Here is a 25,154-nt window from a genome sequence, read left to right on the forward strand (position 1 = left end):
GGCAGGACACAGATTTTGTGGCCTGCCAGCGATGCGGTGCGATCAGTCAGTGACGATCCGCGAATGCTTCTGGGTATCTTTCATGGTGATGTACACCAGCAGCGACACGGCAATGCACGCGGTGACGTACCAGTAGTAACCGGTTTCCATGCCGATGCTCTTGAACCACAGCGCGATGTATTCGGCGGTGCCGCCGAAGATCGACACGGTCAGTGCGTACGGCAGGCCAACGCCCAGGGCGCGGATTTCGGTCGGGAACAATTCGGCTTTGACCACCGCGTTGATCGAGGTGTAGCCGCTGACGATGATCAGCGCCGCCATGATCAGGAAGAACGCGCCCCACCAGGTCTGGATGGTGTGCAGGGTCATCAGGATCGGCACGGTGAAGATCGTACCGAGCACACCGAAGGCGATCAGGATCGGGCGACGACCGATCTTGTCCGACAGGCCACCGATGATCGGTTGCAGGCACATGAACAGGAACAGCGTGGCGGCGGAAATGGTGGTCGAGTCGGAGATGCTCATGCCGACCGTGTTCACCAGGTATTTCTGCATGTAGGTGGTGTAGGTGTAGAACGCCAGGGTGCCGCCCATGGTCAGGCCGACCACGGTCAACAGCTCTTTCGGGTGGCGCATCAAGGTGCGCATGGCGCTTTCCTTGGATTTCTCTTTTTTGGTGAACGACTCGGTTTCTTCCATGCCGCGACGCAGGTACAGCGCCACGACCGCACACAGCGCACCGATGGCGAATGGGATGCGCCAGCCCCACGCGTAGAGCTGTTCGGTGGTCAGCATGTTTTGCAGCACGATCAATACGCCAAGGGCGATGAGCTGCCCGGAGATCAGGGTCACGTACTGGAAGCTGGAGAAGAAGCCGCGACGTTCCTTGGTCGCCATCTCGGACAGATAAGTCGCCGAGGTGCCGTACTCGCCGCCGACCGACAGGCCTTGCAGCAGGCGGGCGAACACCAGCAGGATCGGCGCGCCGATGCCGATGGTTTCATAATTCGGGCTCAGGGCGATCAGCAGCGAGCCGAAGCACATCAGGTACACCGAGGCCATCAGCGCTTTCTTGCGCCCGACCTTGTCGGCGTACATGCCCATCAGCCAGCCACCGATCGGACGCATCAGGAAGCCCACGGCGAAGATCGCTGCGGTGTTCATCAGTTGCGCAGTGGTGGAACCGGCGGGGAAAAAGGTTTTCGCGAAGTACAGGGAGAAGGCGGCATACACATACCAGTCGTACCACTCGACCATGTTGCCGACAGAGCCGCTGAAGATCGATTTGATCCGGCTGGCGGTGGTTCTCGGTTTGGCCGGCACGGCAGCCGACCCAAGGGGCAGGGCGTTGGAGTTATCCATTGAAGGATCCTTCGTTTAATTGTTTTTGTGGAGCGCGTCGGAACGCAGCCTGCCAGGGCTATAGCAGGAGGTGTGCCAAGGGGTGAGGGGCCGGTTTAGAGGGGGTAGCGGGGAGGAGTGAGCGGATTTGTGCCGACTGATTGGGCTGAGTGAGCGGATTTCCGCTTACCGCGTGAAGATCAAAAGCCCCTCACCCTAGCCCTCTCCCAGAGGGAGAGGGGACTGACCGAGGTGTTCTCGTGGGTTACATCGACCTGCAATATCGAGTCGAATACAGATTCGGGAAAGCATGGAGATCGGCTCCCTCCCCCTCGCCCCCCTGGGGGAGAGGGCTGGGGTGAGGGGGATGGATTTCAGCTACACCACAAATCTCTGCCTCACTCCGCCAGAAACATCTCCCGACTCAACCCATGCCGCTGCATCTTTTCATTGAACGTGCGGCGCGGCAGTTGCAGTTCTTCGAGCACGGCTTTCACATCACCCTTGTGCCGGGTCAACGCCGCGCGCAGACATTGCGCTTCGAAGGCTTCCTGCTGCGCCGCCAGCGATTGCCCCGGATCGATTCCGGCGACCGGTTCATCCAGCCCCAATACCTGACGTTCCGCGACGTTGGCCAGTTCGCGCACATTGCCCGGCCAGTCATGGCTGAGCAGGTGACTGAGCTGCGCACCGGTCAACGGCGGAAAGGTCCGGCCCAGACGCTGAGCGGCATTCTGCGCGAAGGTCTCGAACAGCAACGGAATGTCTTCGCGGCGATCGCGCAGCGGCGGCAGGCGCAGTTCGGCGACGTTGAGGCGATAAGCCAGGTCCTCACGAAAACGCCCGGCGCGAGCTTCGTCGAGCAGGTCCGGTTTGGTCGCCGCGACAATCCGCAAATCAACGCGAATGCTCTGGTTCGACCCCAGCCGCTCAAGCTTTTGCTCCTGCAAGACCCGCAACAATTTCACCTGCTGGGCCAGCGGCATGCTTTCGATCTCATCGAGAAACAGCGTGCCGCCATCGGCGTATTCCAGCTTGCCGATGCGCTTGCCCGAGGCGCCGGTAAACGCGCCGCTCTCATGGCCGAACAGCTCGGCCTCGAACAGTTGCTCCGGGATCGCCGCGCAGTTCAGCGCCACGAAAGGTTTGCCGGCGCGCGGGCCGAAATCATGCAGGCAACGCGCGACCAGTTCCTTGCCGCTGCCGGTTTCGCCACGAATCAGCACGTTGACCGGCAACGTCGCCAGATCCAGCACTTGCCGACGCAATGTCTGCAAGCCACGGGACACGCCGAGCAATGTTGCATCGAGCTTCGCGCGATTGTCGGCCAGTTCGTGCAGGGCGCGGTTTTCCAGGACCAGGCGGCGTTTGTCCAGCGCCCGGCGCAGACTGCCGAGCAGGGTCTCCGGGCTGAACGGTTTTTCCAGAAAGTCGTAGGCGCCGTCGCGCATGGCTTCGACCGCCATCGGCACGTCGCCATGGCCGGTGAGCAGAATCACCGGCAGATCGCTGTCGCGCTTTTGCACTTCGGCGAGCAATTGCAAACCGTCCATGCCGGGCATGCGCACGTCGCTGAGGATCACCCCGGCAAAATGTTCCGGGAGCGCGGCGAGGCATTCTTCGGCGCGGCTGAACAATTGCACCTGAAACCCCGACAGGCTCAGCCACTGTTCAACGGCGTTGCGAATGCTGCTTTCATCGTCGACCACCATCACCGAGTCGAGCATCAGATGTGTGCCTCCAGATCGATTGGCAGGGTCAGGCTGAACACCGCGCCGTGGTCGCCATTCTCGACGCTCAGGCGTCCGCCGGATTCATGCACGATGGCGAAGGATACTGCCAGCCCCAGGCCCAGACCGTCACCCACCGGTTTGGTGGTAAAGAACGGATCGAACACCTGGCCGAGATGTTCCTCGGCAATGCCGCCGCCGTTGTCGCTGACGCTCAGCCGCCACAATTGTTCATCAGCCTCCAGACGGATTTCCAGACGCTTGCAGGCTTTACCCTGCATCGCATCCAGCGCGTTGCGCAGCAAATTGATCAACACCTGTTCCAGACGAATCGCATCACCGCGTACCCACGCCGGGCGGGTCAGATGCAGGACCAGACTGACCTGTTCGTCACGCAGTCGCGCATCGAGCAGTTGCAGCGATTGATCGACCACCGTCGCCAGATCCAGACGTTCGCGCAAGCCGCTCGGGCTTTTGCGGGCGAAGGTCTTGAGGTGGCCGGTGAGGGCGGCCATGCGCGTGAGCATGTCGTCCACCGGTTTCAGCGCCTTGTAGGCGTCATCGACGCGGCCATGTTCGAGCAGCAGGCGCAGGGTTGCCAGTTGCATGCGCTGGGCGGTCAGCGGTTGATTGATTTCGTGAGCCAGCGCCGCAGACATCTGCCCCAGCGCGGCGAGTTTGGCCGACTGCACCAGACCTTCCTGCGCGGTACGCAAGTCGCGGGTGCGCTCCTCGACCAGGCGCTCGAGTTCTTCACGATTGCGCTGACGGACCTTGGCCAGCCGCCAGCGCTGATTGAGGAACAACAACAGGAACACCAGCGCCAGCCACACGCCAGCGGCGGCCAGCGCGGCGTTGCGCAAATCCTCGAAGGCCACTTGCGGACGGCGCAGCAGGTGCAGGGTCCAGCCCTCGGTCGTCAGCGGCAGCGATTCCCACAGATAATCCGCCGTGCCTTGTGGACCTTCGACCCGGCGCAGATCGCTGTTGTCATCGAAGCGCCGCAGCGGCAAATGGGTCAGCGGCAGCAGCGATTGCTTGTCGTACTGGCGGGTGGTTTTGATCTCGGCCAGATCATCAGCGCTCAACGGCCGCAAGGCGCGATAACGCCAGCCCGGCTGATTGGCGATAAAGATGATCCCGCGTGCATCGCTGACCAGCAGCGTGTCGCTGCCCTGGCTCCATTCGCGCTCCAGTTCGGGAAACTCCAGCTTGACCACCATCGCGCCGAGAAACTCGTCGTTGTCGCCAAGTACGGCGCTGGAAAGGAAATACCCGGGAATGCCGCTGGTCACGCCTACCGCGTAAAAACGCCCGGTGCCTTGGGTGCGGGTCTGGCTGAAATAGGGGCGGAAGCCGTAATTGTGGCCAACGTAACTGCTGGGCAAGCGCCAGTTGCTGGCGGCCACGGCCAGGCCGGTGCGATCGAGCAGTTCAAGGGTCGAGGATTGCGCGGCGCCGTTGATCTTTTCCAGCTTCACATTCAATGCCGCTTGCTGCGCTGCATCGACCGGGCCGGCGAGGGCCGAACGCAATTGCGGATCCAGCGCCAGTACGGCGGGCAGGGCGCGATAGCGGTCGATCAGGGTGTGCAAGGAGTTGGCGTACAACCCCAGTTGCTGATTGGCGCGGGCGGCGTCTTCTTCCAGCGCCTGACGTTCCGCGTGGCGCATCGCGAGCGTCGCGGCAATGACCGTGCCGGCGATGATCAGCAGGGAATACAACGACAGACGCAGGGTACGGGAAGTCGGCAGCATGCTGGATGAAAGGTCGGCAGGACGGGCGGGCACGATAGCATGGGCCGAGGTGGCCGGGCGCGCTGTTCGCGCCGGCCGTGTCTGCTAGACAGCTGTCTCCTGTACCTGACGTCGATGCACAAGATTCAACCTCGGCTTCGGCACCGGTCTTGCCTTAGGTTCGGCAGCGAGCGAGCGCTCCAGTTGCTGCAGTCGTTCAGTCACGCCTTGCGCCTCGCTTGGCGCTTCGATAGTCGCCTGGGCGGTTTGCATGACCTTCTCGATGGCTTCGAACGGGTCTACACCATTCCTGGACAGCTTCATGACCTGACGCTGTTTTTCTGCATCCAGTGCGTCCAGTTGGGCGTAGAACATCTTCTGGATGTGCTCGGAGTAGCTGTTGAGGTTATCCGTGAAAGTCTTGATGCTGTCGATAAGCGCAGCACCTCCATCGAGAAGAGCCCTCGCGCCGTCTACGGCTTTTGCAGCGCCGTCGCCCAGCGTTTTCAGCCCGTCCTTGAGCTCTTGGGTGTGCAGTGTCTGCGCTGCTTTCAAACCCTTCTTGAAAAAGTGGTAACGCAATACCGGGAACACAATCGCCCCCGCGATTGCCCCTGCGCCGGAACCGATGGCGTTGCCGATTCCGGGTACCACGGTGCCGATGACACTGCCGATGGCGATGCCTTTGCCGATACCGTAAAAGACCGATTTGATGCCGGCCCGGGAGGTGATGAATTTGCCGAACGTCATGCTTTTGCGCACCTCCTCGATGTTCTGACCTTCAGGAATCAGGCCATCGAACTCGGTAGTCAGGTTGTGCAATTGCTCCGCCGCAGTTTGCGCTTGATCAAAGATACCCACCGCTTTTCTGATCAGGTCAAACACCACTTTGAAGGCACCGGTCTGGTCGACATGGACGATCGGGTTGTTACCGACAAAACCATACAGATTCAAACCGTCCACATCCCCCGCCGGATCCGCACTGACCCAGCGCTGCAACCACGGCGCGTAATAACGGGCGCCGTAGTAGTACAAACCGCTGACATCCATTTCCTTGCCGGAATAACGGATAAAGCGGTATTCGATTTCCGATTCCGGCGCCATCCACGCGGTTTCGCCGAACGGGTAATAGCCTTCTGCGCTGGTGACTACGGCGTCTTCATTGAGCTCCATCACGCAAGAGCCGAGGTGGTCTTCGAGGGTGTAACGCATCTGGTCGTCCATCGGCGCTGAACGTTGCGCCCAATGCAGGCAGCGCGCGTTACCGAGGCTGATGATGTGCAGCACTTCGCCGTTGTCCTTGCTGCGAATTTCCAGCCCTGGCAGGTAACGCACCTGGTGGAAGTGGCGGACCTTGTCGGTAAACCATTCATGACATTTGAGGACCCGCTGGCCCGCGCTGTACTGGTAATACTCGGCATCGTTATCGCTGTCCTGACGGATAACCAGATCCACGCGCTCCAGCTCGTCACGGCTGTTCCAGTGCAATGACGGACCGTGGCGCAGCTTGCGTTGATTGCCGTGCGGGTCGAACCAGATGTCGAAGTCCGGCGGCTCGTCACCTGTTTGCCAACGCACCCCGCGATTGCTTTTGTCGTCGATGCGCATCGTGCGGGTGCAACTGTTGCCGTCGCGCTGATGACGCAACTCGGTCAGATTGCCGCCATCGTCGTAGCTATACGTCTGGGTGTAGTTGAGGCGGTTTCGCTCGTCGGGCGGTCGCGGCAGGCCGGGAATGTCCGGGGGCAGGGCGTCGTCATGACCGGTCGCGCGGATCAGGCGATACAGGGAGTCGTAGCTGAATTCACGGTGGCCGTCGACCCGTTGATTGGCGAACCAGGTTGGCTCGAAGACGTGGTCTTCGATGCGGATGATATTGCCGACGCGATCGTAGAAATATTGCAGATCCTGCAATGCGGGTTGGCCGGGCTTATGGCTGATCCGGGTGCGCAAGCGTCCGTCGGCTGGCTCGTAGGTCCATTCGCTGAGCACGCCGTTGCCGTCCTCTTGCTCGATGAGCTGGCCATTGGCGTTGTAGTGCGCAGCCAGCAATACGTGGTGTCGTTCTGTGCCGCCGATCAGCAGATCTACTGTTTTGAGCTGTCCTGCGACTCCGTAGCGCGATTGCCGACAATGCCCGCCGGCGTCGGTTTGCTCGAGCATGGTACCGAGCGGGCTGAATACCTGATGGCTGGCGAAAGACGCGCCGTCGTGAAACAGGCGGGTCTCTTGCAGTGGTTGGCCGGTGAGAGCGTAGCTGGCAACTTCGAACGAACCGGAGGCATCTGTCCGTTGGATCAACTGGCCACGGAGGTTGTTACCTGTATCGGCAGAACCGTCGGCATAGGTGAAGGTGTCGAGCTGTGTCTTGTCGTTGCCGGTCATCTCGAGCTTCACCACGCGCAGTTGCTCGTCGAACGACGACAGCCAATGCTGGTGGCGGCCGTCCCATCGCTGCACTGGCTCGCCGGCCAACCCGGGCAGCATCAAACGCTGGCCGCTGTCCACGCTGGCGGTGTACAGCGCATCGCCGTTCAGCGCGTAAACGGTGCTGACGTTGGCAACGGTCAGACGCGGATCCTGCTGCAATGCCAGACGGCCGGCCAAATCGTATTGCTGGCGAGTCACGAGGGCTTTGGGAGAGGCGCCGGCCAGGTTGCGCAGGTAATCGATCTGCCGGACAGTTAAGCCTCGACCGTCAGTGGCCGACAAGGACGGCGTGCGCGAGTGCATGGTTTCATCGTCCATTTTTAAACTTGGCAACCAGTGGACTGCCAGGTTTTTTCGATGCCAGATGTCGCTGCCTTGCCAAATACTGGTTGTCCGTCGACCCCATCTCTTTGTAATGCGCGAGGCCGGCCTGCGCTTGCGCGATGTTCGCAAGTACAGCCCGGTTCTTTTGCTGCAGGCCGGAACGCGTGATGACCGCCAACGTTTCGCTGGACGTGTTGCTATTCGCATTCGGCAGCACATTGGCGGGCGAAACACTGTCAACGCCCAGTGCATCAAAGGCATTCTCTGCCCATGCAGACCGTTCTTCGATGGCTGCTTTCCAGTCGCTGAGCATTTTCTCGATCTTTTCGATTTTCACCGGGTCGAGGCGGTTCTTGATGTCCTGTGCTTCCTGCGCCCGACTTCCCATATTGAGTGCGCCGGGAATGATGGCGATTACCGATCCGAATACTCTGTTCATCAAAAACACTGGGTTGGTGATCGCATTGAGTGCCGGATGGAGCAGCTCCCTCCTGAAGTCTTTCCAGGAGTTGATCTCCCTGACCGATTCCTGAATTCCCAGACTTTGATCAATCGCGCTGACGGACATCTGCGAGGTCTGCGGTATCAAAGGACCGACGCGAAGCCTGACATGGTCAGCCAGTGGTTCGCCGATAGCTGCGGCGACATCTCCACCGATGTTGCCGCCGATCAAGCCTGAGGGTTTCAACACATTCGGCTTTACTTCAAGAGCGGGGATCATGGTGTCAAATTGCGTACCACCGATGGATCCACCCTCATAACCGATAACGCCTCTGAGGGTTTCTCCCGCCAGATTCATTGCCATGCTCAGTGCAACATCCTGATGAATGATGCTGTGCAGCTGTCCCAGGACTTCTTCGGAATGCCCTTCCACGGCGGATGCGAACGCCGAATACAGCATGATCACGCCTTCTGCACGCTTGTTGCCGTCCGGATCGATGAAACGGATCGGGTTATTTCCCACGAATGCATATAAATTCAGGCCGTCCGCCTGCTCGGCGTCAGTACTGACCCAGCGCTGCAACCACGGCGCGTAATAACGGGCGCCGTAGTAGTACAAACCGCTGACATCCATTTCCTTGCCGGAATAACGGATAAAGCGGTATTCGATTTCCGATTCCGGCGCCATCCATGCGGTTTCGCCGAACGGGTAATAGCCTTCTGCGCTGGTGACCACAGCGTCTTCATTGAGCTCCATCACGCAAGAGCCGAGGTGGTCTTCGAGGGTGTAGCGCATCTGGTCGTCTATCGGCGCTGAACGTTGCGTCCAATGCAGGCAGCGCGCGTTACCGAGGCTGATGATGTGCAGCACTTCGCCGTTGTCCTTGCTGCGAATTTCCAGCCCTGGCAGGTAACGCACCTGGTGGAAGTGGCGGACCTTGTCGGTAAACCATTCATGACATTTGAGGACCCGCTGGCCCGCGCTGTACTGGTAATACTCGGCATCGTTATCGCTGTCCTGACGGATAACCAGATCCACGCGCTCCAGCTCGTCACGGCTGTTCCAGTGCAATGACGGACCGTGGCGCAGCTTGCGTTGATTGCCGTGCGGGTCGAACCAGATGTCGAAGTCCGGCGGCTCGTCACCTGTTTGCCAACGCACCCCGCGATTGCTTTTCTGGTCGATGCACATCGTGCGGGTACGACTGTTGCCGTCGCGCTGATGACGCAACTCGGCCAGATTGCCGCCATCGTCGTAGCTATACGTCTGGGTGTAATTGAGGCGGTTTCGCTCGTCGGGCGGTCGCGGCAGGCCGGGAATGTCCGGGGGCAGGGCGTCGTCATGACCGGTCGCGCGGATCAGGCGATACAGGGAGTCGTAGCTGAATTCACGGTGGCCGTCGACCCGTTGATTGGCGAACCAGGTGGGCTCGAAGGCGTGGTCTTCGATGCGGATGATATTGCCGACGCGATCGTAGAAATATTGCAGATCCTGCAATGCGGGTTGGCCGGGCTTATGGCTGATCCGGGTGCGCAAGCGTCCGTCGGCTGGATCGTAGGTCCATTCGCTGAGCACACCGTTGCCGTCCTCTTGCTCGATGAGCTGGCCATTGGCGTTGTAGTGCGCATCCTCCAGGACTTGCGTGATGTTTGCCTTCACTTGCAAGTGCATTTGCCTGAGTTGCCCGGCAAGACCATAGCGCGAGGTTCTGCGATGGCCGCCGGCGTCGGTCTGTTCAAGCACGGCGCCAAGCGGACTGAACACCTGATGGCTGGTGAACGCTTGGTGATCATCAAATGTGCGCTTTTCCACCAGTGCCTGTCCGGTGAGGGCATAGCTGGTGATATCCAGCGAACCTGACGGATCTGTCTGCTGGATCAACCGGCCGCGCAGGTTGGAGTCTGCTCCGGCAGAGCCGGGGGCGTAAGTGAAGGTATCGAGCTGATTTTCGCCGTTTCCCGACACTTCGAGCTGCACCACGCGCAATTGCCCGTCAAAGGTCGATAGCCAGACATGGCCGCGCGCGTCCCAGCGGTGTCCGGGCTCCCCGGCCCTGCCCGGCAGCAGCAGGCGCCAGCCGCTATCCCGGCTGTTGGTAAACACGGCGATATCGTTCAGCGAAAACACGGTAGTTGTGTTCGCGATCGGCAGGCGCGGATCCTGTTGCGCGACCAGGCGCCCGGCGACATCGTGGTGCTGGCGGGTCACGAGTGCGCTAGGCGTGTCGCCCGCCACGGTACGCAAATAAGCGACCTGACGGACTGGCAGGCCACGTCCGTCGCTGGCTGTCAGCGAAGGCGTGCGCCAATGTGTGGAGGCGCTCATGCGCCTGACCCTCGCGTAGACACCACCTCTTCAGCGGTGTCGTTGAAGTCTTCGCTGGTGTGATACCAGGGATGATACGTCTCGCGGGAAAAGTCGCCCTTGGCGTTGATCAGCTTGATCGGACGTGCCGTTGCGTCATAGAACAGCTGATCGAAGAGCCCGAGTTGGCGCAGCGATTGATCATTGACGTAGCGGTGCGTGTTGGCGAAAAACGGCCGGTATTGGCGCTGCGGCAGACCTTTGTTGTTGTATTCGACGCGTTCACTGATGCGCCAGCGTGTCTGCGTCGGTTGCTCACCTTCTTCGATCAGCAATTGACCATCCTCACCCACCACATAAGCCAGCCCGGGGTCGACCTTCTGCTGGGTTTGCAGTACCCGACCAAAGCCATCGACGCAGGTTTTGACAATCTGGATCTGTGCCTTGACGGTGTCGTAGGGATAGCGGTCGGCGCTGAGCACCACGGTGTGTACCGGCTCCCGGTACGCCAGTTCAATGGCCTCGAGCAATTGCTGGTCTTCAGGCGTCAGATTGAGGCTTTGCGCGAGCCGGCGACGTGCGCTGGCGCGGATCTGCCCGCCGGGCAACAGATCGCCCTGCTTGATAGACAGGGTTTGAAGCGTGGAGGCGGGTATCAGGCCCATCCAGCTGAACAGGTTTTTGTGCAGGGTGCTGGCTGCGTTTTTTACAGTGTCCTCCGGATACTGGATGGCCTGTTCCGGACTGGGGGCCGGCAAGGTCCAGTCATCGGTCAGCTTGTCGAATCCGGCAGGTTGGCCATTCTCGGTACCGTGAAAGCTGATGACCAGCGGCTGGCCGGAAGGCTCATGGATGACTTCTTCAGTGTTGTCGTTGGCGTCGGTGATTCGCTTGGGTTTCAGGGCGTGGTAATCGAATTCCGCGACCTGCACGGCACAACCGTCGGGCAACTCCATGCGCATGACCGTCAGCCAGTGTTGATCGTATTCGGCTTTGGTCACGCCATGGCTTGGCGTTTCGTTGAAATCGAGCACTTTATAGAACGCTTGCAAGTCGCCGTACCGAGCCAGATTGAACCGCGATGACCAAAGGTTTTGTTCTTCGCTCGGCGGCGTTTCGAACAGCCGCGGCATGGGTGAGTAACCAATTGCCTCGAGGGCTTCGCGAATGTTCAGATCCGGCACAATGCTGTAAGCGTCCAGCGCGTTCTTGTCCAGCAAGGCAAGCTCCAGAGAATGCGACAGGGCTTCGAATCCGGCGACGCCGTCCTCCAGTTCAATACCCTCTACGTCCACATAACGCTGTATGGATTGGGAAGTCAGTACCCGTTCGATGGCCCATTCTTGCGAATCCTGCAGCGTTCTCAAGGATTCAAAAGACACCTGTGCCGGGTTCAGCTCGCCGGGTAGCGTACCTTTGGCCAATTTCAGCGCATCGCCCCGTTCCTGATAGGGCAAGCCCAGTCGCCATTGCTGCGGCTCTGGCAGATTGATCAGACGCGCACGGGTTTCACTGATGTAAAAGTATTGCTGCGCCTCGTCGTGAGCGTCGGACCACCATTGATTCAGGTGGTCCTCGGTGAAGGGGGCGGGCTCTGGGCGGTCAACCTGCGTGCATAGCTCACCGTCAGCGCATGGGTCGCGGCGCCATAAGCGTCCCAGCGCAGGCTGACATCGTGGCGGCACAGCGGGTCATTGATAAAGCCGTCGTACTGATAACTGATTGCTTCAGCCTGAAGGGGCAGCAGAACGGCTGCGGCATATGGCCCCTGGGGCCGCACCTCGCGCACCAGATAACGCTTTTCCTCTACCGAGTACAGCATGGCAGCGCCAGGTACCTGCGAATCTTCCTGGTAGGCAAGCGTCTCCGTTCGGGCGACCGAGCCGACCAGTGCCTGCGCAATCCGGTAGCGACTGTCGGCATCTTCCGGGGTGACAGGCTCATCGATTTCACCTTTGGGGTGATAACGACTGAACAGGGTTTCGCCCAACGGGCAGGCGTCCACGTCCGCGTTGAAATAATCCTCGCGGGAACGATTCATTTCCTGCCCGTTGTGAAACCAGGTGCATGTTTGCACCGGCTCGTTGAAGCCAGGCTCTGAAGGATCGGCTCCAATCTCGCAGTCAAGTTGCTGCAAATAGCCGAACCCGCGAAATTCCCGTTCCCTGCCGTCGTAGAACCCTTCACGCCAGGTGAATGACTGGGTCAACCGGTTGTAGGTGATCTCGTCGTGTTGCTCCTGTTTCTTCACCACGGGCAGCGGAAACGGCAGATGACATATCGGTGCACGCGCAAGTGCCAGCAGCCGCTCCTTTTCATCCAGCCATTCCTGAGCCGAACTGCGATAAGTCACGCTGCTCGAGTAACCCATGTTGTTGTTGCTGTTGACCAGCAGATAGGGCTTGGCTGCAACAAAATCGTAGCGCCAATGCCGAGGCTGGATATGCGGCACCGTCAGAATCAGGCTGGCGCAACCGAGGCCTTGCAGGTCGGCGAAACTGACCTGGCACAAGCGGTCATAGCGCACTTCTTCGGGCCACGGCACGCTGACGGGAATCTGCTCCAGACCGTTGCCGCCCCGGTTCAGGTAAATGTCGAACCCTTCGGATCGCAGATAGATCAGCGCGGGCGCGCCGGAGCCATCGAGGTCGGCCAGGCGCACTCGTGCGGCGTCGAATTCGTCGTAGGTGAAGGGCAGGGCACTGATCTTGCGACCTTGACCGAATTTGCCATGACCAAGATTCGGCCAGCAGCGGACTTCGTCATGGCGGATGCGACACAGCTCGGGCATGTCGCTGCCGAGCAGATTGCCCAGAAGCACCAGTTCGGTTCGCGAGTTACTGAACACCGGCAGACGGTCGTCTTCGTATGCATGGGGGATTTCCTGTGCGGCGGCGAAGCCTTTTTCGCGCAGGCTGGCATAGAGCCGCACACGGTCGTGGCTGATGCTGGCCGCTGACATCAGACCGTCGCCGCTGAAATCCCCCATGGTCAAAGTCAGATCCTGGTGTTCCCGGGGAAACGTGTCGAACGCGCTGAACAATTCGAATTGTCGCTGCGCATTCAGCGCATGGAACCCGCAGTAACCCAACCGGGCGATGATCAGGTCCAGGCGCCCATCACCGGTCAGATCCAGCAGTTGCGCCACGGCGCGGTTACGATCTGCCACCGGGATCTTGTCCAGCAGAGCCCATGGGCCGTAACCGATCAATTCAGTGCCAGGCGCCGCGCGCAGAGGCTCGCGGTAGTACCAGGCGTTGTCATAGCGGCAGAGAAAACCCGGCACGCCCTCGCCATACAGATCGACGCATTGGTAGAACCCGCCGTCTTCGATGCCCGGTTGAGTCTCGTTTTCCAACAGGCGTGCAGCTGTCTTGTTGATCTCGAAGGGCGAGTATTCGAACTCTAGCGGCGGTGAATGCTCGACATTGCCTTGCGCATCGAAGGCCTGATAGTGCGCCGCGGTGATCTGGCTGTAGGCCCACGGCGCAGTGTTCTGGATAGGTCGATATTCCAGCAGCAGGCGACGTACAAGCTTCGCATCTGTCGCCAGCCCTTCGGGGAAGTGATGAAACATCAACACTTGCTGGCACAGCCTGCGGGTGCTCAGTTCAAAACCCTGGCCATAGGTGGAAAACGGATCAGGTCGCAGCCGCCAGCGGTTCACTTCTTCGTAGCTCGGGGTCTCCGTCAGCGAACTGCTGCGTTCGCCGTAATCGAACACCAGTTGAAAATGCCAAGGCAAATCCGTCGGCCGGTCGGTGTCCCAGCTATAGAGACGATCGCTCGCCGTGGCATTGCCATAACACACCCGGCGCAGATAGCGCTGGGCGCGGTAGTCGTGAATCGGATCTTGCTCGTCAGGCTGATCGTCGGGCTTGTACTCGTAGCAGATGTGTTCGCCATGGGCGTTCATGCTTTCACACAGCAGCCAGCTACTGATGCGCGATTCGTCGTCGGGGTCGGCACGGCGTGAGGCGCTGGTTTTGCCGTAGACATGCAACGTGCCGTCGGCACCGTGGACCAGCCAGAAGGGGGTTCCACCGTCAGCCGGATGCCAGCATTCGCGCAGGGAAAATCGCTTTCGATCCGCGCCCGGTAAGACACGACGTTGTGTTCGGGAATGGGGCGGTCTCTGTAGCTGTGTTCCGTGCGCGACTTCAAGTCTCCGGCATCATCGAGCTCCGGCATCCACACCTCGCCGTCATGCCCGATGATTTCATCGTGCTCGGTATACCGTGGAACACCTTTGTTGGTGCGGCGGCTGATCTGGCTCAGGCCCAGGTGGCAACCAAGGCCAAACGGACCGTTACCGCTCTGGCTGTTGATTGACAGGGGTATTTGCGGGCCGTAGCCACGACCGCTCGATAGCGGGAGCAGCAATTCGCATCCAGCCGAGGCGGTCGGCCCGACGGCGCTCCAGCTCTTGCCGATGGTGGCGATCGATGAGCTCTTGGCGATGGAGGGAGCTGTGATGCTGAGGTCTTGATCGGCCATGGTCGAGTCCATTCGCGCTACATAGGGCGTATGGACAGACGCTAACAGGAGTGGGCCGGAGATGGACCTGTCAGATCTGACAGGTGCGCAAGATCGTTTTCTGTGCTTGGGCGATTCTTTTATCGCAATTGGTTTGAACAAGCAAAAACGGCCGGGGCATCCTTGCGGATGCACCGGCCGTTTTCATGACGCCAGAGGCTTACTGCACTTCTACCGCCAGGCTTTCGCTGATCTTCTGTTGCCAGATCGCCGGGCCAGTGATGTGTACCGACTCACCTTTGCTGTCCACCGCTACGGTGACCGGCATGTCCTTGACCTCGAACTCGTAGATCGCTTCCATGCCCAGCTCGGCAAATGCCAGCACCTTGGACTTCTTGATCGCTTGCGCAACCAGGTACGCAGCGCCGCCGACTGCCATCAGGTACACAGCCTTGTTGTCCTTGATCGCGTCGATCGCGGTCGGGCCGCGCTCGGACTTGCCGATCATGCCCAGCAGGCCGGTCTGCTCGAGGATCTGGCGGGTGAACTTGTCCATCCGCGTTGCGGTGGTAGGACCCGCCGGGCCAACCACTTCGTCACCGACCGGATCAACCGGGCCGACGTAGTAGATGAAGCGACCCTTGAGGTCGACCGGCAGGGTTTCACCCTTGTTGAGCATCTCGACCATGCGCTTGTGCGCGGCGTCGCGACCGGTGAGCATCTTGCCGTTGAGCAGCACGGTTTCGCCCGGCTTCCAGCTCTGCACGTCTTCCGGGGTCAGGGTGTCGAGGTTGACGCGACGCGCCGACGGGCCGGCTTCCCAGACGATTTCCGGGTAGGCGTCCAGCGGTGGCGCTTCCAGCGAAGCCGGGCCGGAACCGTCGAGCACGAAGTGTGCGTGACGAGTGGCGGCGCAGTTCGGGATCATGCACACCGGCAGCGAGGCGGCGTGGGTCGGGTAGTCCATGATTTTCACGTCGAGCACGGTGGTCAGGCCACCGAGGCCCTGGGCGCCGATGCCCAACTGGTTGACCTTCTCGAACAGCTCCAGACGCATTTCTTCGATGCGGTTCTGCGGGCCACGGGCCTTCAGTTCGTGGATGTCGATAGATTCCATCAACACTTCTTTGGCCATGACGGCGGCTTTCTCGGCGGTGCCGCCGATGCCGATGCCGAGCATGCCCGGTGGGCACCAGCCGGCACCCATGGTCGGAACGGTCTTGAGTACCCAGTCAACGATCGAGTCGGACGGGTTGAGCATGGCCATTTTCGACTTGTTCTCGGAACCGCCGCCCTTGGCCGCCACGTCCACTTCCACGGTGTTGCCCGGGACGATGGAGTAGTGAATTACGGCCGGGGTGTTGTCCTTGGTGTTCTTGCGAGCGCCTGCCGGGTCGGCAAGGATCGAGGCACGCAGGACGTTTTCCGGCAGGTTGTAGGCGCGACGCACGCCTTCGTTGATCATGTCGTCCAGGCCCATGGTGGCGCCATCCCAGCGCACGTCCATGCCGACACGGACGAACACGGTGACGATACCGGTGTCCTGGCAGATCGGGCGATGGCCGGTGGCGCACATGCGCGAGTTGATCAGGATCTGCGCCATCGAATCACGGGCCGCTGGCGACTCTTCGCGCAGGTAGGCTTCGTGCATCGCCTGGATGAAATCCACGGGGTGGTAATAGGAAATGAACTGCAGGGCGTCGGCAACGCTCTGAATCAGGTCATCTTGCTTGATCACGGTCATGAGTCGCGCTCCTCTGAAACACGGGAACATTCTATGGGGCAGCTTGAGGCTTTCGGCTCACAGCTGATCCTCTGGCACGCCGGGGCTGCTGGCGCGACGCTAAAAAGGCGCGGCAGTATACCGCGCCTCGGTGGGGCGTACACGCGCCGGCAGTCATTCGTTGGTCGCATGGGTGGGCGAATATCGGACAGCGGGTTTGCACTTCAGGATCGCCCCCTCACCCCAGCCCTCTCCCCCAGATGGGGCGAGGGGGAAAGGGAGCCGATCTTCATCTTGTTCAAAAACTAAGTCCGGCTCAGGAAAATGAAGCTGTTTTGTGCCGTTTCCAGACTCGAGTTCGGCGCGATGTTTGAAGTCGGTGTAACTCGGATAAACAACCCGGTCAGTCCCCTCTCCCTCTGGGAGAGGGCTAGGGTGAGGGGCTTTTGGCGGTGTCAGTGGGCCACACTTTTGACGTCAATTTTCGAGCCCGAAAATCGGTGGTCATTTAGCGACCGGCCCTCTAAAGTGGCATCCGGTCTGTAGAGTAGGACACTCGGTCAGCCTCCTATCGCACGGTGAGTCAACGATTGACCCATAACGCCATTCAACGCCTTTTGCTCAAACGCTTCGCCCTCGCTGCGGCCACCTACGGATTGGCTCTGCTGCTGCTGTGGCTGGCGTTTTTCACCGGGCATTACCAGCAATCGCTCAGTGGCGTGGCCATCGGCAGCGCGCTGGTAGTGATCAGTCAGGCGAGCCTCTTCGCCATGTTCTGGAGCGGGCGCAACCAGCGCTTCGCCGACCCCAGCCTGACCGAAGCGCAAGTGCTGATGGGCCTGGGCTGGCAAACGTGGCTGATCGCCCATGTCGACGAGGCGCGCGGCGCGTTTCTGGTGTTTTACGTGCTGATCCTGCTGTTCGGCCTGTTCCATCTCACCCGACGGGTGTTCATCCGCTGTGCGCTGTTGGTGTTCTTCAGTTTTTCCGCGATTACCCTGTGGGACGCCTACCACTTCCGCTTGGCCGAGCCTGCGCTCGCAGCGTTGCAGGTGTGCATTCTGGCGATGGTCTTGGCGTGGCTGGTGCTTTACGCACGTTTTGTCCAGGTTTCCCGACAACGTCAGCGCCAGCGTCGGTTTGCCTTGCAGGCGCATCAGGACACCCTGCGCGGGATGATGCGCCAGCTTGAAGATCTGGTCGCCACCGACGAACTGACCGGGCTGTTCAATCGCCGGCATTTCCTGCGCATCGCTTCCCGCGAGCTGAATGCGCTCGACAGCGACGTTATGCACGGGCTGGCGCTGATCGATCTGGACCACTTCAAGCGCATCAACGACCTGCACGGCCACGCCGCCGGCGATCAGGTATTGCAGGCGTTTGCCGGGGTGGCGCAAGCCTGTCTGCGCGACGGTGACGTGCTGGCGCGTTATGGTGGCGAGGAATTCGTCGTGCTGGTGCCCGACTGCGATGCCGAACGCCTGACCGCGTGTTGCGAGCGTTTGCGCATCGCCTTCAGTGAGGTGGAATTAATGGGCCTGCAAGTGCGCAACCTGAGCCTGTCGGCGGGCATGACCCTGCTGTCCGTTGGCGATGATCTGGATGAGGCGTTGCAGCGTGCCGATCAGGCGCTGTATCGGGCCAAGCGTGACGGGCGCAATCGTTGTGCCGCCGCGTGGGAGAACGTCGATGCCTGAATTGCGTGTCGGTGATCGGCAGTGGACGGTTGAAGCGGGCAGCAACCTGCTCGACAGTCTCAATCAGAACGGCGTTGCCGTGCCCTACAGCTGTCGCGCCGGCAGTTGCCATGCCTGTCTGGTGCAATGCATCCAAGGTGTGCCCACCGACAATCGACCGGATGCCTTGAGTGCCGAGCAACGTCAGGACGGTTGGCGCCTGGCCTGTCAGTGTCATGTGGTCGAAGACTTGCAGGTACACACTTTCGACCCGTTCAGCGACGGCCGCCCGGCCGCGGTCGAAGCGCTGGACTGGCTCAGCGACAGCGTTCTGCGCCTGCGCCTGACCCCGCAGCGGCCATTGCGCTACAGTGCCGGCCAGCATCTGGTGCTGTGGATCGGCCACATCGCCCGACCGTACTCGCTGGCGAGCCTGCCGCAAGAAGACCGCTTCCTCGAGTTTCACCTCGATTGCCGCCAGCCCGGCGAATTCATCGATGCCGCACGCCAGCTGCAGATCGGCGACTCGATCCGCCTTGGCGAACTGCGCGGCGGTGCCTTGCATTACGATCCGGACTGGCACGCCCGGCCGCTGTGGCTGCTGGCTGCCGGTACTGGTTTGGGTCCGTTGTTCGGGGTGCTGCGTGAGGCCTTGCGTGAGGATCACCAAGGCGCCATCCGCGTCATTCACCTGGCCCATGACGAACGCGAACACTATCTGGCCAAACCCCTTGCCGCACTGGCCGCGCAGCGGGAAAACCTCAGTGTCGAGCTGTGGGCAGCGGCCGACTCGGCCGCCGCTTTGGCACAACTGCGCCTTGTTTCCCGGCAGACCCTGGCCTTAGTCTGCGGCTCGACGGCCAGTGTCGACGCGTTCGCCAAGCGTCTGTATCTGGCCGGATTGCCGCGCAACCAACTGCTGGCCGATGTGTTTGTGAGCCGTGGTTGAGCGCTGATTTTCAGACGCGAGACTCGCCATGACCGAAGCCATCCTGCTGGAACGCGAACGCGGTTTGCTGACCCTGCGCCTCAACCGCCCGGACAAGAAAAACGCCCTGACGCGCGCCATGTACAGCCGCCTCGCCGAAGCACTGAAACAGGCCGACAGCGACCCCGGAATCAACGCCGTGCTGATCAGCGGCAGCGCCGAATGTTTTACCGCCGGCAACGACATCGCCGACTTCCTCGAACAACCGCCGAGCGACCTGGACAGCCCGGTGTTTCACTTCATGCTCAATCTGCTCGAATGCCGCAAACCGGTGATCGCCGCCGTGGCCGGTGCCGCGGTGGGTATCGGCACGACCCTGCTGCTGCATTGCGATCTGGTCTATGTCAGCCGCGACGCCCGGCTGCGCATGCCGTTCGTCAACCTCGGGTTGTGCCCGGAATTCGGTTCAAGCCTGATCCTGCCGCGTTTGCTCGGGCAAGCGAAAGCGGCTGAGTTGTTATTGCTCGGCGAAGGCTTTAGCGGCGCACAGGCTGCGCAATGGGGAATTGCCACAGACGCGCTGGACAGTGGCGCGGCTGCGTTGAGCAAGGCCCGGGAAATGGCGCTGCGGTTTGATGAGCTGCCGGCCGAAGCGGTGCACATCAGCAAGCAACTGATGCGAGCGCCCGATCGCGAGCTGCTGCGCAAAGTGATCGAGGAGGAGGGCGCATTGTTTACCCAGCGGCTGCGTTCGCCAGAGGCGGTGGCGGCGTTGAGCGGGTTTATCAATCGGCACTGAACCGGCACCGACTGCACTGGGTTTCGGCTAGCAAGGAGGCAGTGGTCAAAACATAAACTGCGTCCAGCACAGTTCAAATGGGGAGCGAGGGCCTGGTCAGCAACACATTTGTCAGGCCCACTATAAAACGCCCTGCCATTTACATGGCTGTCCGTGCAGTGAATCTCGTGGTCCGGGCCGACACGAACGCCGGAGACCCGCGCCAACGGGATGTCGGAGGCATTGATCACTACCCTCCCGCCAGGTCAGGCTTGCTTGCGCTATCCAGGTTTTGACTCTTCGTTGTGAGCAGACCGCGCGCTACGCAGGGCATTCGCCGACCATGGAGCATTACTGTTGCAATGAACAAAACGCTGTGTTCGGCGAGCAATGATGCATGCATAAAACCGGACATGACATCGAACTGCAGCCACCCTGTGCCGGCCCCAAGCGTTTTATCCAGTTCGCCCCTGTCAGTGAACTTCGCGATCACGGTGCGACCTGGATCAGACAGGTAACCAAACACAAGAATACTTGCGTCCTGCTGGGGGTCGCCGATGCCCAACGGGTCGAGCGGCCATCCAGCCTGGTCAACAGGGGCTCGCCCCGATTGAACTGGATGTTTGCGCTGCCATCGGATTCCCGACTGATCAACAATCCCTGCCTTCGGCGTGTTCATAGCCAACGCCCAATAGACGTCTATTGGTCTGACTAACGAGTTTGGGAATGAAGAAGTTTTGTTCCTCGCTATTCGGCTTGACCACTAAATAGCCTGCTGTGGCGAAGGACGTGTCCAGTGCCCCATTGATCTCCAGTTTACTGAAGAGCGCGTCGAACCGCAGATGGCGTTGTCCGAAGCAATAACCGCTGAGAGCGTACTTTCCTTCATGGTCGACAACGATATCGGTCAACAAGGTATGAGGATAGTCAGGATGTGCGACGCGGACCTTGCCGGTCTGATTGAAGGTGGTGTCGAGTGCTCCATTGGGCATGAGACGAATCACCACTGACTGCGTTTGCTCCATACCGTCATAAATCTGCGTCTGTACCAGAATCTTGCCATCAGGCAGCACGGGCCCCTGGCTAAACGATTGAACCAGCGCCGTTGCGAGCGAGCTTTCATCGCGCAGTTTCCGGTTGGCGCTCAGGCTGCCAAGGGGAATCAGCACCTGCCCCTTGTCGCCGAAATCCGGATCGGGACGACCATCGGGTAACAGACGCAATAGCCCGATCCACGTGGCAAAGCTGCCGTCGTGGTAGTCACCTATCAGCAGTATTCTTCCGTCACGCAGCTCTACGACTTCATTGATGGCCGAGTAGGAAGGGCCGCCTTCGTTTGGATCGAACTCTCCAGTGACATATCCTGCCTTGCCGAATGTGCTGTCGACGACACCATTGCCACTCATCCTCATGCACCAGTAGGAAAACCTTGCTCTGGAAATGTGCTGAGCACCTACGGCGTAAATCCGGCCAGTGGAATCGACGCCCAGACCCCTGGGCAAAATCGAAGTCCCTTCAGTTTCCGAAGCGTTCAGAAGCGCTAGACCGAGTGTGCCAAAAGCGGGATCGAGCTGTCCTTCATTGCTCGAAGTCGATGGGAGTGCATTTGTGCCATTGGCCTGATAACGCAGGATCAGGCCTTGAATGGCTCCGTCGTCGGCCCGAAAACCGCCCACGATAATCTTCCCGTCCTTCTGCAACGCCAACGCATTGAAACGGGTGACACCGTCGACCCGAGTGCTTGTCCAGCCACGCTCATGGAACGTCGTGTCCAGTGCGCCGTTGTCCAGCAAGCGCGCCACCACGCCGGGCGACGACTCGTCCGCAGGCTTGATGGCTCCGCATAGAACAATTTTGCCATCGGGTTGCATCGCGCCTGCTGTCCAGTAGGTGATGCTATCGTCAAGCCGGGTGAGCAACGGTGTTGCACCATTGAACTGAATGTTGTACTTGCCATCCGCTTCGAGACTGATCAAAAGACCTTGCCCATCGTCGGTGGAGCCGATCCCCAGTAGCCGCTTGTTCGGCTGGCCAATGACCGCTTTGAATTCGGCGGATTTGAAGGTTTGTGGTGGAGCGAAGAAACCGGCAGTGCCAAAGCCAGATACGGGTTTGCCGTCACGCGCGTAGCGCGCCATCAGTGGCACTCTCTCGCTCGGATTAGAACCCAGGGCTCCCGCCACCACGATCGTGCCATCGTGATCCACACCTGCACTGCGCAGTTTCACTTGATCAGGATCTGCCCCGGGATAAATGACCTGGACATAACCTGTGCCATTGAAATCCGTGTCGTACGAACCATCGCTGTTGAGCAGGAACAGGTACGCTCGGGTGTCGGTCTGGTGAGTGACGACATAAGTATTAACTACCAGGATTTTTCCATCTGCCAGCGATGTGACGCTGGTCGAAAATTCCTGACTGGCATTCTTTTCTGCTGTGCCAGGCAGGTCCTGATCAACGCTGGAGACCGGCCGCCTGAGGATCACGTAGCCGTCGACACCGAAACCGGTGTCTCGTTTGCCGTCAGCGAAGAACCTGGCCAACGCCGGAGTTGACGTGGCGTAAATCATCCCGGTCAGCAGGATTTTCCCGTCATCGAGCAGCGTGATCGAACTCCCCGCTGACTCCGTTCTTTGAATAAAATTGCCAATGATGATGCCGTTATCGCCAAAGTCAGGATCAAGCGTGCCATCGGGTTTCAGGCAGCCCAGCAGGTATGGGCTGTCGGTGGCGCCCGAGCGTTCCTGCCCCGTGAAATAAATCCGCTCGGCGCTGGCGGAGTAGTTTGTCTTGACGGCAGACACTATGGATTTGCGGCCGAGAGAAAGGCGATCCAGTAAAAAAACCGTTGTCTGCGAAGGTTTTATCACGGCCATCGTCTTCCTGGGTTAACCGTATCGAATCGTTCATGCCGCTCTCCTTGGGTGGATGGCTACGACTCGATTAGCTACCCGACAGTGCATCCCGTCTACTGTCAGGTCTGACAGTAGACGTCAGCGCTGGCTTTGTGCGTCGTCGACAAAAAAGCCCCGCCATTCACATGGCGGGGCTTTTGCGTTTCAGCTGCCGGTCACTCAGACCTGCGGATCACCGACATGCAGGATCTTCATGCCATTGGTGCCGCCAGTGGTGTGGTAGCTGTCGCCCTTGGTCAGGATGACCCAGTCGCCTTTTTCCACGACGCCGCGCTTGGTCAGTTCGTCGATGGCTTTCTGGCTGACTTCGTGCGGTTCCAGCGAGGCCGGGTCGAACGGGATGGTGTAGACGCCACGGAACATTGCTGCGCGGGCCTGGGCTTCGCGGTGCGGGGTGAACGCGTAGATCGGCACCGAGGAGCGGATACGCGACATGATCAGCGGGGTGAAGCCGCTTTCAGTCAACGCGATGATCGCTTTGACGCCCGGGAAGTGGTTGGCGGTGTACATGGTCGCCAGCGCGATGCTCTCGTCGCAGCGGCTGAATTCCTTGCCGATGCGGTGGCTGGAGGTCTTGCCGGTCGGGTGTTTCTCGGCGCCGACGCAGATGCGCGCCATCGCCTGAACGGCTTCCAGCGGGTAGAGACCAGCGGCGGATTCGGCCGAGAGCATCACGGCGTCGGTGTAGTCGAGCACGGCGTTGGCCACGTCGGACACTTCGGCGCGGGTCGGCATCGGGTTCTGGATCATCGACTCCATCATCTGCGTCGCGACGATCACGGCCTTGTTGTGGCGACGTGCGTGCAGAATGATTTTCTTCTGAATGCCCACCAGTTCGGCATCGCCGATTTCCACACCGAGGTCGCCACGGGCAACCATCACCGCGTCGGAGGCCTTGATCAGGCCGTCGAGGGTTTCATCGTCGGCCACGGCTTCGGCGCGTTCGATCTTCGCCACCAGCCAGGCAGTGCCGCCGGCCTCGTCACGCAGTTGACGGGCATATTCCATGTCGGCGGCGTCGCGCGGGAAGGATACGGCGAGGTAGTCGACTTCCATTTCGGCGGCGAGCTTGATGTCGGCCTTGTCTTTTTCAGTCAGGGCCGGCGCGGTCAGACCGCCACCGCGACGGTTGATACCTTTGTGGTCGGACAGCGGGCCGCCGATGGTCACTACGCAATGCAGTTCAGTGGCGGTTGCGGTTTCAACGCGCATTACCACACGGCCGTCGTCGAGCAGCAGCTCGTCGCCCACGCCGCAGTCCTTGACCAGATCCGGGTAATCGATGCCGACCACCTGCTGGTTGCCTTCGGTCAACGGATGGCTGGTGGAGAAGGTGAACTTGTCACCGATCTTCAGCTCGATCTTCTTGTTGGCGAATTTGGCGATACGGATTTTCGGGCCTTGCAGGTCACCGAGCAGGGCGACAAAGCGGCCGTGCTTGGCAGCGAGGTCACGCACCAGCTTCGCGCGAGCCTTGTGCTCGTCGGGGGTGCCGTGGGAGAAGTTCAGACGGGCGACGTCCAGACCAGCCAGAATCAGCTGTTCGAGAACTTCCGGCGAGTTACTGGCCGGGCCAAGGGTAGCGACGATTTTGGTACGACGGACGGACATGCAAAGACTCCTGAGTTCAAGCGCAGGCAGAGGCTACTATGCTCGAAGGGTGTAGTCATTGTTCGAATGCACTACTTATCGTTTTCTTTATTGAACGCGGCAACTTTGCGACCAGCGCGTCTGAAGTTTTCCGACCTGGGGTCGATACAGAGCACAAGACAGGAGAACCCCCATGCGATTGTTGCCCATTGCCGCCCTTGCCCTCAGCGCCCTCGCCGCGACGGGCTGCACCCGTTGGTCGATGAACCACCATTTGAACAACGCCTACAGTGCCTATGAACGCGGCAACTGCGAGCAGGTCATGCTCGAACTGTCCAAGGTCGAACGCGCCAGCCGCGCCCGCCCGTACGTGTGGCCGGAAGTGTCGATGATGCGCGGTCAGTGCCTGGAACGGCAGAAGCTCTACATCGACGCGGTGCAGACCTACCAGTTCATCATCGCTTCGTACCCCAACAGTGAATACGCCTACCGCGCCCGCGCGCGTCTGGAAACGTTGCAGAGCCTGGGCCATTACCCGACACGCAGCGCCGCTGCGGTGGTACGGCCGACGCGCTTCTGACGCGCTTTTCGTACAAAATCTGGCCGTCTGTACAAGCTCCGCTATAGTCAAGGAAACCGTTTCGAGCCGTGTCTCGATAACGGCGCAACACCTGCGACTGGCAGTTACAAGGTGACGGCGATTGTCGCGACCGTCACACCGGAAGCGGGGAGAGCGGGCCTGCCGCACAGGTTCGTTCCGA

At 60.3% G+C, this 25,154-nt stretch carries 15 protein-coding genes and 1 pseudogene; 4 read left to right on the forward strand and 12 right to left on the reverse strand.

Going from position 1 to position 25,154, the window contains the following annotated elements; genetic code table 11:
* Positions 1-42: 42 nt before the first annotated feature.
* The 9 genes and pseudogenes from ACZZ0K_RS03320 to ACZZ0K_RS03360 all read right to left on the reverse strand — a co-directional run bounded on the left by ACZZ0K_RS03320 (position 43) and on the right by ACZZ0K_RS03360 (position 16,527).
* A complete protein-coding gene (locus tag ACZZ0K_RS03320) occupies positions 43-1,362 on the reverse strand; it encodes an MFS transporter (RefSeq protein WP_024014128.1) in 1,320 nt (439 codons plus the stop codon).
* A 377-nt stretch (positions 1,363-1,739) separates the two neighbouring features.
* Positions 1,740-3,068, reverse strand: coding sequence for a sigma-54-dependent transcriptional regulator (locus tag ACZZ0K_RS03325; protein ID WP_258707125.1), 1,329 nt, complete (start codon positions 3,066-3,068; stop codon positions 1,740-1,742).
* Positions 3,068-4,828 carry an ATP-binding protein gene (locus ACZZ0K_RS03330; RefSeq protein ID WP_125917718.1) on the reverse strand — a complete coding sequence of 587 codons (1,761 nt, stop codon included), beginning with the start codon at positions 4,826-4,828 and terminating at the stop codon, positions 3,068-3,070. Before ACZZ0K_RS03330 ends, ACZZ0K_RS03325 begins: the two co-directional genes overlap by 1 nt.
* Positions 4,829-4,912: 84 nt before the next feature.
* Positions 4,913-7,555, reverse strand: coding sequence for an RHS repeat domain-containing protein (locus tag ACZZ0K_RS03335; RefSeq protein WP_258707124.1), 2,643 nt, complete (start codon positions 7,553-7,555; stop codon positions 4,913-4,915).
* The gene (locus ACZZ0K_RS03340) at positions 7,545-10,238 is read right to left on the reverse strand and encodes an RHS repeat domain-containing protein (protein WP_258708212.1); all 2,694 of its coding nucleotides are present in this window, start codon (positions 10,236-10,238) and stop codon (positions 7,545-7,547) included. The genes ACZZ0K_RS03335 and ACZZ0K_RS03340 overlap by 11 nt, the downstream gene beginning before the upstream one ends.
* An 86-nt stretch (positions 10,239-10,324) precedes the next feature.
* A complete protein-coding gene (locus ACZZ0K_RS03345; RefSeq protein ID WP_463558970.1) occupies positions 10,325-11,764 on the reverse strand; it encodes a hypothetical protein in 1,440 nt (479 codons plus the stop codon).
* A 107-nt stretch (positions 11,765-11,871) separates the two neighbouring features.
* The gene (locus ACZZ0K_RS03350; protein ID WP_463559744.1) at positions 11,872-13,884 is read right to left on the reverse strand and encodes a toxin TcdB middle/N-terminal domain-containing protein; all 2,013 of its coding nucleotides are present in this window, start codon (positions 13,882-13,884) and stop codon (positions 11,872-11,874) included.
* Between the two features lie 45 nt (positions 13,885-13,929).
* Positions 13,930-14,816, reverse strand: a pseudogene (locus tag ACZZ0K_RS03355) (SpvB/TcaC N-terminal domain-containing protein); the annotation flags it as partial.
* A 187-nt stretch (positions 14,817-15,003) separates the two neighbouring features.
* Positions 15,004-16,527, reverse strand: coding sequence for a fumarate hydratase (locus ACZZ0K_RS03360; protein WP_016773454.1), 1,524 nt, complete (start codon positions 16,525-16,527; stop codon positions 15,004-15,006).
* 569 nt (positions 16,528-17,096) lie between these two features.
* Here ACZZ0K_RS03360 and ACZZ0K_RS03365 point away from each other — a divergent pair.
* The 3 genes from ACZZ0K_RS03365 to ACZZ0K_RS03375 are packed head-to-tail and all read left to right on the forward strand — an operon-like array spanning position 17,097 to position 19,909.
* Complete coding sequence (locus ACZZ0K_RS03365) at positions 17,097-18,203, forward strand: GGDEF domain-containing protein (RefSeq protein WP_073471934.1); 1,107 nt, start codon at positions 17,097-17,099, stop codon at positions 18,201-18,203.
* Complete coding sequence (locus ACZZ0K_RS03370; protein WP_258707122.1) at positions 18,196-19,131, forward strand: iron-sulfur-binding ferredoxin reductase; 936 nt, start codon at positions 18,196-18,198, stop codon at positions 19,129-19,131. The genes ACZZ0K_RS03365 and ACZZ0K_RS03370 overlap by 8 nt, the downstream gene beginning before the upstream one ends.
* A 28-nt stretch (positions 19,132-19,159) precedes the next feature.
* Positions 19,160-19,909, forward strand: a complete 750-nt coding sequence (locus ACZZ0K_RS03375; RefSeq protein WP_150741925.1) for an enoyl-CoA hydratase-related protein — start codon at positions 19,160-19,162, stop codon at positions 19,907-19,909.
* 229 nt (positions 19,910-20,138) lie between these two features.
* On the opposite strand, the gene ACZZ0K_RS03380 is transcribed toward ACZZ0K_RS03375, so the two are convergent.
* The 3 genes from ACZZ0K_RS03380 to pyk form a co-directional block, all read right to left on the reverse strand.
* On the reverse strand, positions 20,139-20,567 hold the full coding sequence (locus ACZZ0K_RS03380) for a hypothetical protein (RefSeq protein ID WP_463558971.1): 429 nt from the start codon (positions 20,565-20,567) through the stop codon (positions 20,139-20,141).
* On the reverse strand, positions 20,539-22,764 hold the full coding sequence (locus ACZZ0K_RS03385; protein ID WP_463558972.1) for a hypothetical protein: 2,226 nt from the start codon (positions 22,762-22,764) through the stop codon (positions 20,539-20,541). The genes ACZZ0K_RS03380 and ACZZ0K_RS03385 overlap by 29 nt, the downstream gene beginning before the upstream one ends.
* Positions 22,765-22,962: 198 nt before the next feature.
* Positions 22,963-24,414 (reverse strand): pyruvate kinase, encoded by a 1,452-nt coding sequence (pyk, locus tag ACZZ0K_RS03390; RefSeq protein ID WP_024014116.1) that lies wholly within the window; start codon positions 24,412-24,414, stop codon positions 22,963-22,965.
* A 172-nt stretch (positions 24,415-24,586) separates the two neighbouring features.
* Between pyk and ACZZ0K_RS03395 the strand changes: the two genes are divergently transcribed.
* Positions 24,587-24,973 carry a tetratricopeptide repeat protein gene (locus ACZZ0K_RS03395; RefSeq protein ID WP_095181453.1) on the forward strand — a complete coding sequence of 129 codons (387 nt, stop codon included), beginning with the start codon at positions 24,587-24,589 and terminating at the stop codon, positions 24,971-24,973.
* The last annotated feature ends 181 nt before the right edge of the window (positions 24,974-25,154 follow it).

This window comes from Pseudomonas sp. AC255, from assembly GCF_979258175.1.

Coding starts and splice junctions, on each gene's coding strand:
- pyk (WP_024014116.1), bottom strand. CDS start 24,414: ATGTCCGTCCGTCGTACCAAAATCGTCGCTACCCTTGGCCCGGCCAGT.
- ACZZ0K_RS03350 (WP_463559744.1), bottom strand. CDS start 13,884: ATGTTTCATCACTTCCCCGAAGGGCTGGCGACAGATGCGAAGCTTGTA.
- ACZZ0K_RS03370 (WP_258707122.1), top strand. CDS start 18,196: ATGCCTGAATTGCGTGTCGGTGATCGGCAGTGGACGGTTGAAGCGGGC.
- ACZZ0K_RS03335 (WP_258707124.1), bottom strand. CDS start 7,555: ATGGACGATGAAACCATGCACTCGCGCACGCCGTCCTTGTCGGCCACT.
- ACZZ0K_RS03330 (WP_125917718.1), bottom strand. CDS start 4,828: ATGCTGCCGACTTCCCGTACCCTGCGTCTGTCGTTGTATTCCCTGCTG.
- ACZZ0K_RS03380 (WP_463558971.1), bottom strand. CDS start 20,567: ATGAACACGCCGAAGGCAGGGATTGTTGATCAGTCGGGAATCCGATGG.
- ACZZ0K_RS03395 (WP_095181453.1), top strand. CDS start 24,587: ATGCGATTGTTGCCCATTGCCGCCCTTGCCCTCAGCGCCCTCGCCGCG.
- ACZZ0K_RS03320 (WP_024014128.1), bottom strand. CDS start 1,362: ATGGATAACTCCAACGCCCTGCCCCTTGGGTCGGCTGCCGTGCCGGCC.
- ACZZ0K_RS03375 (WP_150741925.1), top strand. CDS start 19,160: ATGACCGAAGCCATCCTGCTGGAACGCGAACGCGGTTTGCTGACCCTG.
- ACZZ0K_RS03325 (WP_258707125.1), bottom strand. CDS start 3,068: ATGCTCGACTCGGTGATGGTGGTCGACGATGAAAGCAGCATTCGCAAC.
- ACZZ0K_RS03360 (WP_016773454.1), bottom strand. CDS start 16,527: ATGACCGTGATCAAGCAAGATGACCTGATTCAGAGCGTTGCCGACGCC.
- ACZZ0K_RS03385 (WP_463558972.1), bottom strand. CDS start 22,764: ATGGCCGTGATAAAACCTTCGCAGACAACGGTTTTTTTACTGGATCGC.